Origin of the sequence: Nesterenkonia halophila (assembly GCF_009467795.1) — a bacterium.
GTDB lineage: Bacteria > Actinomycetota > Actinomycetes > Actinomycetales > Micrococcaceae > Nesterenkonia > Nesterenkonia halobia.
In genome coordinates this window covers 21559-36536 of sequence record NZ_WIAX01000006.1, presented here as the reverse complement: position 1 = coordinate 36536, position 14978 = coordinate 21559, and the positions used below count along the sequence as shown (strand labels likewise).

10 protein-coding genes are annotated in these 14978 nt (G+C 73.9%); 1 reads left to right on the top strand and 9 read right to left on the bottom strand.

Annotated features, from left to right (window positions below):
* Positions 1 to 3: 3 nt before the first annotated feature.
* The 4 genes from GCL72_RS02625 to GCL72_RS02610 form a co-directional block, all read right to left on the bottom strand.
* Positions 4 to 4029, bottom strand: coding sequence for a DUF4011 domain-containing protein (locus GCL72_RS02625; RefSeq protein WP_170289537.1), 4026 nt, complete (start codon positions 4027 to 4029; stop codon positions 4 to 6).
* Positions 4030 to 4091: 62 nt separating this feature from the next.
* Positions 4092 to 5642: a glutamine-hydrolyzing GMP synthase gene (guaA, locus tag GCL72_RS02620; RefSeq protein ID WP_153143276.1), complete on the bottom strand. Its 1551-nt coding sequence runs from the start codon at positions 5640 to 5642 to the stop codon at positions 4092 to 4094.
* A gap of 129 nt (positions 5643 to 5771) precedes the next feature.
* Positions 5772 to 6266, bottom strand: coding sequence for a DUF3817 domain-containing protein (locus GCL72_RS02615; RefSeq protein ID WP_153143161.1), 495 nt, complete (start codon positions 6264 to 6266; stop codon positions 5772 to 5774).
* Complete coding sequence (locus GCL72_RS02610) at positions 6259 to 7206, bottom strand: SURF1 family cytochrome oxidase biogenesis protein (RefSeq protein WP_153143160.1); 948 nt, start codon at positions 7204 to 7206, stop codon at positions 6259 to 6261. The genes GCL72_RS02615 and GCL72_RS02610 overlap by 8 nt, the downstream gene beginning before the upstream one ends.
* Before the next feature lie 160 nt (positions 7207 to 7366).
* Here GCL72_RS02610 and GCL72_RS02605 point away from each other — a divergent pair, with 160 nt between their 5' ends.
* The gene (locus GCL72_RS02605) at positions 7367 to 8011 is read left to right on the top strand and encodes a VOC family protein (RefSeq protein WP_153143275.1); all 645 of its coding nucleotides are present in this window, start codon (positions 7367 to 7369) and stop codon (positions 8009 to 8011) included.
* A gap of 21 nt (positions 8012 to 8032) precedes the next feature.
* Here the strand turns inward: GCL72_RS02605 and GCL72_RS02600 are convergent, their stop codons facing one another.
* From GCL72_RS02600 to GCL72_RS02580, 5 genes are all read right to left on the bottom strand, one after another.
* The gene (locus GCL72_RS02600) at positions 8033 to 8800 is read right to left on the bottom strand and encodes a histidine phosphatase family protein (RefSeq protein ID WP_153143159.1); all 768 of its coding nucleotides are present in this window, start codon (positions 8798 to 8800) and stop codon (positions 8033 to 8035) included.
* Positions 8801 to 8969: 169 nt separating this feature from the next.
* A complete protein-coding gene (locus GCL72_RS02595; protein WP_153143158.1) occupies positions 8970 to 10664 on the bottom strand; it encodes a hypothetical protein in 1695 nt (564 codons plus the stop codon).
* 9 nt (positions 10665 to 10673) lie between these two features.
* Positions 10674 to 12656: a hypothetical protein gene (locus GCL72_RS02590; RefSeq protein WP_153143157.1), complete on the bottom strand. Its 1983-nt coding sequence runs from the start codon at positions 12654 to 12656 to the stop codon at positions 10674 to 10676.
* 46 nt (positions 12657 to 12702) lie between these two features.
* The gene (panD, locus tag GCL72_RS02585; protein WP_153143156.1) at positions 12703 to 13125 is read right to left on the bottom strand and encodes an aspartate 1-decarboxylase; all 423 of its coding nucleotides are present in this window, start codon (positions 13123 to 13125) and stop codon (positions 12703 to 12705) included.
* A 248-nt stretch (positions 13126 to 13373) separates the two neighbouring features.
* Positions 13374 to 14870, bottom strand: a complete 1497-nt coding sequence (locus GCL72_RS02580) for a lipoprotein intramolecular transacylase Lit (protein WP_153143155.1) — start codon at positions 14868 to 14870, stop codon at positions 13374 to 13376.
* Between the last annotated feature and the right edge of the window lie 108 nt (positions 14871 to 14978).

The window sequence follows — 14978 nt, the reverse complement described above, 5'->3', positions numbered from 1 at the left end:
GGCTCAGCTGGTCCGGTCGTGCTGACGCGACGACGGCTCAGTCGTCGCGCGGCGCCGGGAGTCCTCGTCGCCGACGTCGGCGGCCCCGCCGAAGCGCACGCGGGCCCCGACAGCCTCCTCCGGTTCGCGGTCGGCCAGAGCGCCGGTGGTCTTCAGCGCGATGCGGCCGTGCTCGGCGAACTCCGGTCCGGCGGCCAGACCGACCTTCTCGGCGACCGTCTCCGTGCAGCGCGCCGGATCGGTGAAGACCTCGATGGTCCAGAGCACCACGTGGGTCCAGCCCAGCTGCTCGAACTGCTCGGGATTCTGCCGGGAGCGCTCGCGCACTGACATCGCCGCATAGCCGTCGGTGCCGTCGGAGACCATCGCCACCGGGGTGACCGGCACCTGCGGCGAGATCTTGCGCGGGCAGGCCGCGAGATCCAGCGTCCCGTGGAAGCCGTCCTCGACCCGACCGCCGCGAGCCCGGATGCGGTCGACCAGGTCCAGCACCAGCGGGTCGGTCAGCGTCGCCGACGCCGTCGGGTTGCCGCCGCCCCGCAGGCCGCGGTCGACCAGCCGCATCACCAGCGCCGCTCCCGGATCCAACGACGCGACGTCGAGCTGGTCCGGCGTCAGCGAGGTCACCAGACGCAGCTGCTCGCGCGCTCGGGTGGCGGCGACGGCGGCGTACTCGCGGCCGCGGGGGCCGGAGAGAGCGCCGAACTCGCGCACCGGGTCGCCGGCCACGCCGCGGCCGAAGCCCAGCGAGAAGATCACCTGGTCACGGACCAGGTGATGGGCCCGCTCCACCGGTGCGACGACGAACCGCTCGCGCCCCTCGGCCTCGAAGAAGCCCCGGGCCCAGGAGTGGTTGGCCAGATTCACCTTCAACGCGTCGGCCACCCGGCGGGCGTGGCGCTCCGAGCCGGTGATCACCGCCAGCGAGGCGTCCCGCCGGGACCGGATGTGGTCGAAGACCATGTCGACGACGCGGTTGACCTCGCGCGTCGGCGAGTCGGGGACGTCGCCGGCGCTCGGCACGGCAGAGGACTCGGCGAGCGACTCCGCCGTCAGCCGGCGCCCCTGGCCGGTCAGCTGCGCGGCGTCGGGCAGGCGCATCAGGTCGCCGTCGTAGACCTCCTCGGAGAGCTGCTCGGTGAGCTCCTGGTCCACGCCGCGGTGCACGCGGCGCAGCCGGTGCACCGGCAGCACCCGGGCCAGCCGGTCGAGGATCGACTCGGGGACCTCCCGGCCGACGGCCGGAGCCGTCGGATCGGCGGAGATCTGCAGCGGCTTCGGCACCCCGGTCGCCGGGTCGCCGAAGGCGACCACCTGCGCGCCGCGGGTGATCGCGCCCAGCGCCGACGCCGTGGACAGCGATTCGGCGTCGAGCAGCACCACCGCGTCGGCGCGCAGGTCCTCGGGGAACTGCTCGACCAGACCCAGCGGGGAGCTCGTCCAGACCGGGACCAGCGGCTGGACCAGCTCGTCGGCGACCTCGTCCAGCGCCGCGACCGTCGGGCTGCCGTCGCGCAGCAGCTCCTTCAGCCGCGCTGCGGCCTGGGGATGAGCCTCGACGGCGGACTTCCAGCGGACCGACAGGCTGTGGTCCAGCCGCCGGGCGCCGGCCTCGATGTGGGCGGCGTCGGCGGCGCGGAACTCCTCCTCGATGCGCCGCAGATTCTCCCCCGAGGTCATCGCGAGATAGTCGTCGCCGGAGATCATCGCCTCCAGCGTGGACTGCCACCAGGCCAGCTCCAGCTCGTCGGCGACGCGCTCGGCCGGGACCTCGCGCTCGGCCAGGTCCTCCATCAGCTCCCGGAAGCCCTGCTCGCGCAGCTGCTCGGTGACCAGCGTGCGCTCGGGCAGCGTCTCCAGCGGCTCCGGGTCCTCGGCGAGGGCCTCGACGATGTCGACCATGCGGGCGAACGGGATGTCCAGCAGCGTTCGACGCCCGGAGCCGGCCGAGTCCGCGGCGCCGTCGCCGCCGGCCGGCTCGGAGCCGCCGGCGACGCCGTGCAGCTGCCGCTCGGCGACGTCGGGGTCGAGCACCTCGACGAGCTTCTCCAGATGCGACTGCACGGCGCCCACTGCGTCGGCCAGCCGGTCCAGGTTCTTCGGGACCTTCGGCCGGACCTCGTCGACGGCGTGCTCGGCCCACTCCTCGCGCTCGGTCTGGACCTCGACCAGCGAGGAATGCAGATCATGGATGGAGACGCCGGGGCGGATGTACTCCTTGGCCACCCGGCGCAGCCGCGAGCGGGCGATGGAGGTCATCTCCACACCGTGCTGCTTGCGCCACCAGCCCGGGGCCGTGGCGGCGATCAGGTCGTCGACCGGCTTGGTGTAGACGTCATGGGCGAACTTCCCCAGCGACTCCTGCACCCGCTGGAAGAGCATCACCTGGGCGTGCCAGTCGGAGAAGGAGGTCCCCGGCCGCAGCCCGGTGACCGCGGCCGCAGTCTCCATGTGGCCCTTCAGCCGCGGCAGCTCCTCGCGCAGCCGGGCGACCAGAGCCGCCGCGTCGTCGGTCTCCTGCCGATTCCGCGGCCGGGCGTTGTACCAGGGGCTGCGCCGGGTCTCGGCGGAGAAGGCGCCCAGCTCGGCGGCGCGCACGAGCTTCACCGTGACCTGGCTGCGGTCCACTGTGGTGTCCAGCACCGAGCGCTTGAGCCGCACGCTCGTCGACGGCGCCGGGTTCAGCGAGGTCAGCGCCGCCAGCGCCTGCATCGCCTGATACGGCGAGCAGCTCCACCGGCTGCGCACCTGGTGCAGCGAGTCCACGTGGTCGACGAGCTCGTGCCGGCGCTCGCGCAGCCGCTCCTGCAGACCGGTCAGTCGCGGCGGCTCGGAGCGCTCGACCCGCTTGATCGCGCGGATGAGCTGCTGCCGGAGGTCCTCGGTGGTCGTCGACGCCGGCACCTGCAGCGCCAGCGTGCCCAACCGCGCCTGCGAGAGCCGGCGGGTGAACTCCTCCACCGCGGCGGCCCGCTCGGAGACCACCAGAGTGCGTTTGCCCGCCCAGGCCAGCGCGGCGACGGCGTTGACCGCCGTCTGCGTCTGTCCGGTGCCCGGCGGGGCGGACACCGCTATCGACTGCCCGGCCGCGACGGCGTCGAGCACCGCCTGCTGATCGGCGTCGGCGTCGACCACCAGTCGTTCGTCCTGCGGATCGCGGTCGTCCAGGCTCGGCGCCGCCTGCGCCTCGGCGTCGGCCTCCGGCTGTGACAGCGGCTCGGACGCGGCCAGCGCGCGCAGCACCGGATGCGACGAGTCCAGCCCGGCGGGCCGACCCAGACCGCTGACGTCGGCGAAGGTCGACAGGTAGACCTGGCGCCAGACCTGCAGCGAGCCCAGCGCACCGTCGCCGTCCTCGGACTCTCCGGCGCGGCGGGCGGCCAGCCGGTCGAGCAGCTCGGAGGTGCGCGAGGGGTCGAAGCGCGCCGTGGCGTATCCGGCGGCCTCGAACTCGGCCGGATCCAGCACGAGTCCGTGGCGGTCGGCCAGATGCCGAGCCAGCGCCGGATTCAGCCGGGCCGGGGCGGTGAACTGGACCTCGAAGTCGTCGCCGTCGGGCCGCGGCCGCAGCGAGACCGGCACCAGCATCACCGGGGCGGTGAACTGCTCGGCGCCGGCGGCGGTCTCCTCGGTCCAGCCGGCGACGCCGGCGGCGAGATGCCCGACGTCGATGCCGCGCTCCTCGGACATCTCGCGGACCTTGGCGCGGATCGCCGCGGCGGCCTCGCGTCCAGCCGCGAAGGCGGCGTCCTCGTTGAGCAGCGTCGACAGGCGCGTGCGCCGTCCGGCGAAGAGCTGCATCTGACCCGAGGAGTTGGCGTCGGTGAGGTCGACGGCGTTCTGCCGCGACGGGGTGAAGCGCAGCATCGTGTCGTTGTCCGCGCCTGAGTCCAGCGACTCCGCCCAGGCCGCCACCGGGTCCGCGGGGTCCGCGACGCGGTCGGCCCGCGCCGCGGCGTGGTCGACGGCCTGCTCCGTGGACGCGGCGCTGACCAGGTCTTCGTGCACCGCCGATCCGGCGGTGCTCATGTCGTCTCTGCTCACTTCTGACCTTCCGGCAGGATCACCTTCTCGTGGACGATGATGCGGGATCATTCCCATTCGATAGTCCCCGGGGGCTTCGAGGTCACGTCGAGGGTCACTCGGTTGACCTCGGAGACCTCGTTGGTGATGCGGTTGGAGATCCGCGACAGCAGGTCGTGCGGCAGCCGCGACCAGTCGGCGGTCATCGCGTCCTCGGAGCTGACCGGGCGCAGCACGATCGGGTGGCCGTAGGTGCGCTCGTCGCCCTGCACGCCCACCGACCGGACGTCGGCGAGAAGCACCACGGGCATCTGCCAGACGTCCTGGTCCAGCCCGGAGGCGGTGAGCTCCTCGCGCGCGATGGCGTCGGCGCGGCGGAGCACCTCCAGGCGGTCCTCGGTGATCTCGCCGATGATGCGGATGCCCAGCCCCGGCCCCGGGAAGGGCTGACGCTGGACGATCTCGGCCGGCAGGCCCAGCTCGGCGCCGACGGCGCGGACCTCGTCCTTGAACAGGGCGCGCAGCGGCTCGACGAGCTGGAAGACCATGTCCTCCGGCAGCCCGCCGACGTTGTGGTGGGATTTGATGTTGGCCGCGCCCTCGCCACCGCCGGACTCGACGACGTCGGGGTAGAGCGTGCCCTGGACGAGGAACTCGACCTTCGCGCCCTCGGCGTGGGCCGCGGAGAGCACCGCGGCCTCGGCGTCCTCGAAGGCGCGGATGAACTCGCGGCCGATGATCCGCCGCTTCTGCTCGGGATCGGAGACGCCCTCCAGGGCGGTGAGGAAGCGCTCGCGCTCGTCGGCGACGTGCAGCTTCGCCCCGGTGGCGGCGACGAAGTCGCGCTCGACCTGCTCGGCCTCGCCCTCGCGCAGCAGGCCGTGATCGATGAACACGCAGGTCAGCTGCTCGCCGATGGCGCGCTGGACGAGTGCGGCGGCGACGGCGGAGTCGACGCCGCCGGACAGTCCGCAGATCGCCCGGGCGTCGCCGACCTGCTCGCGGATCGCGGCGACCTGCTCCTCGACGATGTTGCCGGTGGTCCACTCCGGCGTCAGCCCCGCGCCGTCGTAGAGGAAGTTCTCCAGCACCTTCTGGCCCTGCGGCGAGTGCCGGACCTCAGGGTGCCACTGCACGCCGTAGAGGCGGCGGTCCGCGTCGGCGAAGGCCGCGACCGGCGCGCCGTCGGAGGAGGCCAGCACCTCGAAGCCGGCCGGCGCGGCCTGCACGGAGTCGCTGTGGCTCATCCAGGTGGTCTGGGTGGTGTCGGTGCCGGACAGCAGCGAGTGCGGGGCGTTCGTCGACCGCACCTCGGTCTTGCCGTACTCGCGGTCGCCGGTGCGGGCGACCTCGCCGCCGAGGGCGTGGGCCATCGCCTGGAAGCCGTAGCAGATGCCGAGCACCGGCACCCCGGCGGCGAAGAGCTCCTCCTCCACCGACGGCGCGCCGTCGGCGTAGACGCTGGCGGGACCGCCGGAGAGGATCACCGCGGACGGGCGACGCTCGAGGATCTCGGCGGCGGTGAGGCTGTGCGGCACGACCTCGGAGTAGACGCGGGCCTCACGCACGCGGCGGGCGATGAGCTGAGCGTACTGGGCGCCGTAGTCGACGACCAGCACGGTCTGGGCCTCGTGGGCGGGCCGTTCGGAAGCAGGCTGAGAAGTCACTCGTCCATCCTAAAGGACACCGCCGACCGTGCGGACGCCGGCGCCGAGCACCCGGGCATCCGGGCACCCGGGGCCGGGAGCTCAGTACCGGCGGGCGGCCTCGGGGTTCTGCTCCATCTCGCGGCGGGCCTCGCCGGCGATGCGGCGCTCGACGATGAAGCTCAACAACGGCACCACGCCGCCGAGCACGATCGTCGCCAGCCGGCCGAAGGGCCAGCGCATCAGGAACCACAGCCGGAAGCCGGAGATCAGGTAGACCACGTAGATCCAGCCGTGGACCACCGCCACCCAGTACGAGACGGCCTGCCCGCCGACCACCGAGCCGATGCTGTGGAAGCCCAGCGCATTGGCCGAACCGTCCTCGGCGGTGCCGCCGGCGTAGAGCTCGACGCCGACGGCGTAGGTCATGATCATCTTGGCCACCAGCAGCAGCAGCATCATGCCGGTGACGTAGGCGCAGACGCGGTAGAAGCCCAGCGCCCCGGAGATCTGGGCGATGGTGCCCTGGAAGCGGCGCTGCTTCGGCCGCGGCGGGGCGGGAGGGAGGTCGTCGTCGGGGGTCGGCTGGTCAGTCATGCGTCTGCTCCTCGGGTCCATCAGATCCTGGCTCTCCGGCCGGGCGGCCGGACTGCTCGGCGCGTCGGGCCAGCTGCTCGCGGCGCCACTGCTCCTCCCACTCGCGATCCAGCCGCTCCTCCTCCAGGCGCCGCTCGTGGTCGTCCCTGACCAATCGCCACCACAGATAGCACGCGAAGCCGGCGAAGAACGTCCACTCCACCCCGTAGAAGACGTTGAGCCAGTGGATCTGCGGGCCCTCAGGCTGCGGACCGACCCAGACGCTCTCCAGCGGCGAGTCCTCGGCGGCGGCGTCGACCTGAGCGCCGTCGAGCTCCCCCGCCGGCCCGGCCGACTCGGACGCCTCCGCCGGCTGCGCGGAGAAGGCCACGACGAAGCCGGAGTAGGAGGAGGTGTCCCACCGGTTGATCAGCTCGGCCACGGAGAGCGAGGGCAGCACACGGCCGTCGGGCCGCGGCTCGGCCTCCGGGGCCTCCGTGGGCAGCAGTCGGCCGACCACGGCGAGCTGATCGTCCGAGGGCGCGGCGTCGGCGTCGTCGGGATCGGCCACCCAGCCGCGGACCACCGGGATGACCTGGCCCTCCGGGGCGCCGTCGACGGCGAAGGCGGCCACCGCCCAGTAGCCCTCGCGATCATCCTGGAGCCGCTGGTCGATCAGCACCTCGGTGCCCTCGACGAACTCCCCCTCCAGGCTCACCACGGTGTCGGCCTGCGGACCGCCCATCGGCTCGCCGGGGCGGATCACCTCGGTCAGCGGCGTCGGGTCGTCCAGCGCCTCCTCGAGTGAGGCGCCGGCCGTCGCCGGGTCCGCGCCGGTGGCGTCGTCGTCGATCTGCGAGCGGCCGAACTGCCAGGCGCTGAGCACCACGAACACCGTCGCGAGGATCAGCGCCAGGGCGAGGGTCGCCAGCCATCTCGGCTGCAGAGCGGTCTTGAGCACCTGACAAGGATACGTGCCCGCGGCCCCGCGCCGCGTGCCGCCGACCGGGTGTTTCTACATGCCGTAGAAGATCACCCCAGGTCAGCGGCCGGCGTCATGAACCGGCCCGGATTCGTGAGACGGACCACGGCGGTGTCACGATGGGAGCATGAATGCACCCATGATGCGTCTGGATCACGTCTCCTATGCGGTGGGCCCCGATGGCATGGACGCCACAGTCGACCGGATCGTGTCCGCACTCGGGGTGGAGCGCGTCAGAGGCGGCATCCATCCGCGCTTCGGCACGCGCAACGCCATCATCCCGCTGGCGAACCGTCAGTACCTCGAAGTCGTCGAGGTGCTCGACCACCCCTCGGCGGACAAGGCGCCCTTCGGCCAGGCGGTGCGCAACCGCTCGCAGGTCGGCGGAGGCTGGATGGGCTGGTGCGTCACCGTCGACGACCTGGCCCCCTTTGAGGAGCGGCTGGGCCGCCGCGCCGTCCCCGGCAACCGCAAGTTCCCCGACGGCCAGGAGCTGACCTGGCAGCAGATCGGGATCAAGGGGCTCATCGCCGATCCCCAGGTCCCCTACCTGCTGCGCTGGGACGACGGCACCGAGGACCTCCACCCCTCGCAGGCCTACGAGCCGGAGGCCGAGCTGGTCCGCCTGTCCATCGCCGGCTCCCGCGACCGCGTGGCCGACTGGCTGTCCTGCCCCGACGCCGATCCCTTCGAGGACGTCGACGTCGACTGGGTCGCCCCGTCGGGCACGCCCGGGATCATGTCGGTGACCTTCCGCTCCCCGCAGGGCCACGTCACGATCTGAGGCTCCGACCCGCCGGCGGCCTCAGGCGGACGTCTCCGCCGTTCCGGCCGCCGTCGCCAGCACCTCCGGGGACAGGTTGTACATCCGCAGCCTGGCCCGGGAGCGGATCTGCGCGTCGTCCAGCCCACGGATGATCTCCGCCTCGGCCTCGGCCCCGCCGGCGACGGCGGCGCCCCCGCCGGGCAGCGAGGAACTCAGCGGTCCGTCGTGCAGCGGCACGTCGACCACGCTGATCGCCCCCGCCGTCAGGGAGATGACCTGCGAGCGCTCTGCCAGGCCGAGCCCCTCCAGCAGCGCCTTGGTGGCGGTGCCGTGCGAGACGAGGACCACGGTGCGCAGGTCCTGCTCGGCATCGACCGAGGGGGTGGCCGGCAGCTCGGCGGCGGCGCGGACGATGCCGCAGAACGCCCGGGTCATGCGCTCGACGACGGCGTCGGTCGGCTCGCCGCGCGGCGGCGCGCCCTCCCCGCGCTTCCACGCCCGGTACCGCTCGGCGTCGCCGTCGCGCACTGCGGCGGTCTTCCGACCTTCCCAGTCCCCGAGGCTCTGCTCGACGAGATCGGCCCGCTCCGTCGGCTCGAAGTCCAGGCCGAAGGCGTCGAAGGTGGCCCGAGTGCGGGACAGCGGCGAGACGTAGCCGGCGGTCGGATGCTGCCCACGCACGTAGCGGCCGGCCGCACGGGCCTGCGCGACCCCGCTGGCCGCGAGATCCACCGCCGACCGGCCCTGCAGGCGGTGGGCGATGTTCCACTCCGTCTCCCCGTGCCGGACACAGATCACCCGGATCATGCGATCCCTTCCTCTCCCCCGTCCCTCCGACGGGCCTGCTGCGCGAGCTCGCCAGCCTACCGGGCGGCGCGCCCCGCCCTGCCCCCCCCGCCGCCACGATGGCTTCGTCGCCACGATGGCCCCGTGGAAACTGTGGGAAAGCGCTCGCGTTCCCACACCTCCGGCGGAGTCATCGCCGTCGGAGCCCGCCTCCCGGCAGTCCGGCGGCCAGCGGCCCCGTCTCCAGCCGGGCGAGGTAGTCCTCCTCGTCCAGCGCCAGCACCTCGGCCGCCCGGCCGTGCGGGGTGACGAGTCCGGCGCCGACGAGCCGGCGGGTGAACCGGAACTCGAAGCTGAGGTCGTGCATCACCACCGGGTCGTTGGCCAGCGAGTGCGGGCCGAAGCTGGCCGCCTCGTCGCGATAGCCGGCCGTGGTCACCTCGGGGCCGACGTAGAAGTCGGCATGGAACAGCGAGATCTCCGCCGGCGCGAACTGCAGCAGGTCGTAGAGGATCCGCTGCACGCCCATCGGGGCCCCGCGGAAGTACAGGCCGAATTCGGTGCGCGCCAGGCGGAGCCCTGCGGGCAGGCCGGCGAGATCGCCGCCGAAGAACGGCAGCGCGTGCGGGCGGGTGACCGCCAGCCGCAGCTCGCCGTCCTCGATCAGTCGGGCGATCTGCTCGCCGGTCCGGGCGACGTCGATGACCGCGTAGTATGCGATGTCGGTCCGGGCCCCGATCTCCTCGGCGGCCTCGGGGCCCGGGGGCCGCCGCAGATTGGTCCGCACGACGACGTCGTGGGAGTCGATGAGCTCGCCCACGGCGGCGTCCGGCGCGGCCGGGCCGACGACGGCGACCCGCCGGCCGGCCACCAGCTCGCGCATCCGCTCCTCGCCGGGCAGCGTCAGCTCGGCGGCGCGGGCGGCGACGTGGTCGTGCAGCGGCGTGGGATCGCCGGACCACAGGGCGGCGTCGGCCTGCAGCGCCGCGGCCTGGCGGGCGACGATCGGGTCGGCGCGGTCCACCGGGGGCCGTGCCGCCGTGCGGGCCAGCCGCTCGTCCTCCTCGAGATGTGCCAGCGCGCCCAGCAGGTGCTTCAGCCACAGGCCCGACTCCAGCGGGATACCGCCCAGCTCACGGACGCGGTCGACCGCCATCATCCGGCGCATCCGGGCGCCGGCGCGGAAGGCGCCCAGCAGCTGCAGCCGCGCCGCCAGCGTCTCGATCAGCAGCTGGTGCAGCCGCGGGACCTCCTCGGCGCGGGCGTCGAGCGCCTGCACCGCCCGGCCGACCGTCTCGGCCTCCGGGTCCTGGGCGAAGAGCGGGTCCACCGCCTCCCAGAGGGGCGCGCCGGCGACCAGCGGGCCCCGCGACGGCTTCAGCGTCGCCGCGGCGCGCCAGATCCGCGGCCAGTCGTAGTGCGACCGCGCTCCGCTGACCAGCACTCCCTCGACGGCGCGCAGATCCCGGGGGTTCGCCGCGAGGGCCTGCTCATAGGCGGCGGCGGAGGCCTCGAAGTCGGCGACATAGGACCTCCGCAGCGCCGCGGCCACGGCGATGAGGTTCCCGGCGGAGGGGTCCTGGTCGGCGCGGGCGCGCAGGGCGGGCAGATCCGGGGCGGGCTCCGGCGCCGCGGCGGGGAGCAGGCCGGCCACGACGTCCTGGGCGACGGCGTCGCCTCCGGGACTAGGCCCCACGGTCTGCCGCAGCAGCGTGGCCGCGATCCCGCGGTGCGAGCCGGTGGGCTCGCCGACGGGCTGCAGCCGCTCGGCGAGGGCGGACGCCGCGCCGCGCGCCCCCGGCAGCCGCGCCGCCCGTCGCACCCCGGCCTTGAGCACCGCCGCCGCGGCGATCTTGTACCGCAGGTGGTGGAGGTTCACCGCCATGGCCGCACCTCAGCCGAAGAGCGGAGCGGCCTCGACCCGCTCCAGATAGTCGTCCAGGTCCAGCGCCATGACTTCGGCGGAGGCCCCGTGGGCGGTGAGCCGGCCGGTGGCGGCGACGGCCTGCATGAACCGGAAGTCGACGGCGAGGTCGTGGCTGGCGATGACGTCGTTCATCTTCGAGTACGGTCCGAAGCCGATGTGCTGCTCCTCCCAGTACCCGGCGGAGTAGGCCTGCGATCCGGCGTAGAAGTCGGCGTGGAACAGCGCGATCTCGGCCGGATCGAACTGCAGCACGTCGTAGACGATGCGCGGCACCCCCAGCAGGGCGCCGTGGTAGCAGAGCGAGAAGTCGTGGCGCGCCACGCGCAGCCACTCCGGCAGCTCGCCGCCCAGCAGTCCGCGGGCGGCGTCCATGCTCAGCGGTCGGGCGACCACCAGCGCCAGATCCCCGGCCTCGGCGGCCGCGGCGCCCTCGGCGGCGAGCAGCTCCTGGTCGCGGCCGGCGTAGTAGGTGATGTCGGTGCGGGATCCGAGGCGTGCGGCGTTCTCGGCGACGAAGTCGGCCTGGAACCGGGTGCGGACGACGACGTCGTAGGTGTCGATGAGCTCGCCCAGCTGATCGTCGGTCTGCGCCGGTCCGACGACGGCGACGCGGCGGCCGGCCACCAGCGCGGCCATGCGCTCCTCGCCGGGCAGCGGCACCTCGGAGCGGACCCGCGAGGAGTACTCCAGATAGGGGCCCGGCTCCCCGGCGGCCAGCTGGGCGTCGGCGCGCAGCTTCTCCAGCTGGCGACGCCCCCTCCGACTGTCGGGCTCCCAGGGCAGCGGGTCGATCAGCTCCAGCGCCTCCTCCTCGCGGCCGAGGGCCACCAGCGCGGCGAGGACCTTCTGCCGGTGCCCAGCGTGGCCGCCCGAGGAGCGGCCGAGCCAGTCGAGCGTGCGCTCGGCCAGTCTCCGGCGCAGGGCGAAGCCGTCGCGCAGACGACCGGCGAACTGCAGCCGCAGCACGATGAGCGACGTGGTCGCCCAGCGCAGCCGGATGCCGCGGGTCTCGGCGTGGAAGAGCAGCGCCATGATCGTCTCGGCCCGCTCGGCGTCGAGCTGCGGCGCGGTCACCAGCGGCTCCAGCTCGGCGGCCAGCGCCTGCCGCCGCGCCAGCCCGCGGCGGAGGCCGGCCTCGTAGCGCATCGCCGCGGCCCAGAGCCGCGGCCAGTCCTGGCCTGCCCGGGCGCCGGCCGAGATGACCCCGCGCAGCGCGACGCTGGAGTGCGGCGCCCGGTCGAGGGCCTGCTCATAGGCGTCCAGCGCACGATCCAGCTGCAGCACGTGGGGCCGTCGGGCGCGGTGGGCGTATTCGATCAGCCATCGGGCGTCGGGCCGGCGGGCCACGGCGGCCTGCAGGTGATCCAGCCCGTCCTCGGTCCGACCCTGGTCGAAGGTCAGGCAGCCGAGCTCGAAGCGGATCTCCGGGTCGTCGCCGGCCAGCTCCACGGCACGGGCCAGCGCGCGGCGCGCGGCCTCCTCCTCGGCCACCGGCCCCTCGACGAGGCCGGCGACGGAGTCACGGACCAGCCCGCCGGCGGCGGAGCGGCGCAGCGACGCCGCGAGGGCGCCCCAGCGCACGGGGTTCTCCGGCTGCAGGTCGACGGCCCGTCGACGCATGCGCAGCGCGGCCTCGTACTCGTCCACGGCCAGGAATCGCCGGGCCAGGCGCTCGAGCCGGGCCGCGTCGTCGATCCTCGCGACGTCGGTCGCGGCCAGCAGCCGCGCGGCCCCGTCCGGGTTGGCGGCGAAGAGCACGTCGGCGGCCTGCTCGTGCAGCGCCCCCAGCCGCGAACGGTCCGGGCGCAGCGCGTCGCCCCGGGCCGCGGGGACTGTGCGGCCGGCGGCGACGACGGCGCGGGCCAGGGCGAGATCGGCCCCCGGGGCCTTCGCGGCGGTGCGGACGGCGCGACGGCCGACGTCGGCGGCCAGCACGAGTGGTTTCAGCATCGTGACGCGAGTCTACTGGCCGGCGGCGACGCCGGCCCGTCTCGGCTCAGGCCGGCAGCGGGCTGCGCGGGGAGAGCTGATCGGCCGAGCCGGGCACCGGCTCGGCGGGGTCGTTCCCCAGCTGCACGATCCGGTTGTCGGCGTCGACGTGGACGACCTGCGGGACGTGCTCGGCGATCTCGGCGTCGGTGCCCATCCGGTAGGAGATGATGATGACCAGGTCGTCGGTGCCGACCAGGTGCGCGGCGGCGCCGTTGATGCCGATGATGCCGGTCCCGCGGTCGCCGGCGATGGTGTAGGTCTCCAGGCGCGCGCCGTTGGCGATGTCGACGACCTGGACCTTCTCCCCCTCGACGATCCCGGCGGCGTCGAGCAGATCCTGGTCCACAGTGATCGACCCCACGTAGTGCAGGTCGGCCTGGGTGACCCGGGCGCGGTGGATCTTGCCGCCCATGACGGTTCTCAGCATGAGGCGCTCGCTTTCGACGGAGGACTCGGTCGTGCTCGTGGTCCCGGCGGCCCGTCGGGGCGCCCCGGCACGCGCCGCGGCGGCCCGCGGACCCCGACAGTGTACTGGACGTGCCGGACTCGCTCGGCAGGCGCCGGGCGCCCGGCCTCAGGCTCGAGCACACTGTCGAACACCGGGTAGAACGAGATCCGGGCCCGCAGGATTCCCCTGCGGGCCCGGATCTCTGCGAGGGAGACGGTGCGGTCGGCTCAGCCGCGCGCGGCGTTGGAGTACTCGGCGTCCTTGGTCAGCTCGGCGACCAGCTTCTCGCGGCGGGCTTCCTGGACCTCCTCGAGCCGGGCCCGACGGCGGGCGCGGCGTTTCTTCGTCGGCCAGGTGATGATCAGCAGCAGCAGCGCGATGAGCACCATGAGGCCGCCGACGCCGATGGCGGCGTCCATCCAGAACTGCCCCGGGTAGAGTCGGATCAGCGTCGAGTCTGCCGGGAACTGCCAGCTGCCCTCCGCGAAGAGCACCCCGTGCACGCCGGAGAAGAAGTCCTGCCAGCCCAGCACCGCCAGCGTCACCAGCGCGGCGACGAGCACCAGGGCGACCCAGGCGGCGGAGAAGAATCCGCGGGCGACCGCCCCGGGGCGCCACCGGCGCAGCAGCAGCACGAAGATCAGTGTGACGATCAGCAGCACCGCCGCGACGGCCATGCCGATGAGCATGACCCGCTTGACGTCGGCCATGTGCCCGACCTCGGCCTCGGTGAACAGCGGACCGCCCTCGACGGCGAGCTCCGAGAGGTACCGGGAGTCGGCGCCGTTGAACAGGTAGTCCACGCCGTAGGAGCCGTAGAGGGTCCGGTCGTCGGTGCCGAATCCGAGCTCGTCGGCCGGGAAGTGCGGCAGCCGGTACTCCAGCCAGACGAACAGCGGCGAGGCCACCAGCCGGACTGCGGCGGCCAGCACCAGCAGCGGGACGAAGATCGCCAGCAGCACCTGCAGCAGGCGCGAGGCGCCGCGCTTGTCCTTGGCGACCTCCTCGTCGAGGTCCTGATCGGTGATCGCCTCGTCGGCGGCCGTGCGCCCGACGACTGCGGAGCCGCCGGCCGCACCGGCCGCGCCCGCGGCGGCCGGCTCATAGGGCAGGTCGCGGGAGGCTTCGCTCGGCTGCGGTTCGCGGGCCGCGCTCAGCGTGGCGGTCTCCTGCTCGTCGGCGCCGCCGCTCGCCGGCTGCGCGCCGGGGGCCGGCTCGGTGTCCACGGCCGGCGCCGGGGCCGGCTCGGTGTCCATGGCCGGGGCCGGGGCCGGCTCGGTGTCCATGGCCGGCGCCGGGGCCGGGGTCGATGCGGAGCCGGCCTGCGAAGAGCCCTCCGACTGCCCGCCGGTCGCCTCGGTCGCGACGTCGCCCAGCGGACGCGTCGCGTCGTCGGAGGCCGCAGTGCGCGGCATCGCGGCCGTGGGCTGATCCTCGGCGCGCGGAGCGGACGCCCCGCCGATCGGTTCAGTGGGCTGCTCGCCGGCCGCGGCCGCGCGCCCGGCGGTCTCAGTGGTCTCGTCGTCGGACGTCGGCGCCGCGCCGGCGTCGTCCGCGGCCTCGGGGGACCCCTCCTCCGGCTCCTGCGGCGTCGCCGCGTCCGGCCGGTCCTCCGGATAGTCCGGCGCGTCCTCGGCGAACGCCCCGTAGTCGAGGCCGGACTCGAATCCGCCTCCGGTGTCCTGCGGCTCCCCGTGCTCGGGCCGCTGTGAGTTCGCGCTCATGGTTGCCTCTCCACGCAGTGATGTCCACTGTCGAGGGTACGGGGCAGAGCCCGTCGCGCCCGGTCAGACCTGCCGGAGAGTCGAGGATCCGCGTGGTTCCGGCCGCGT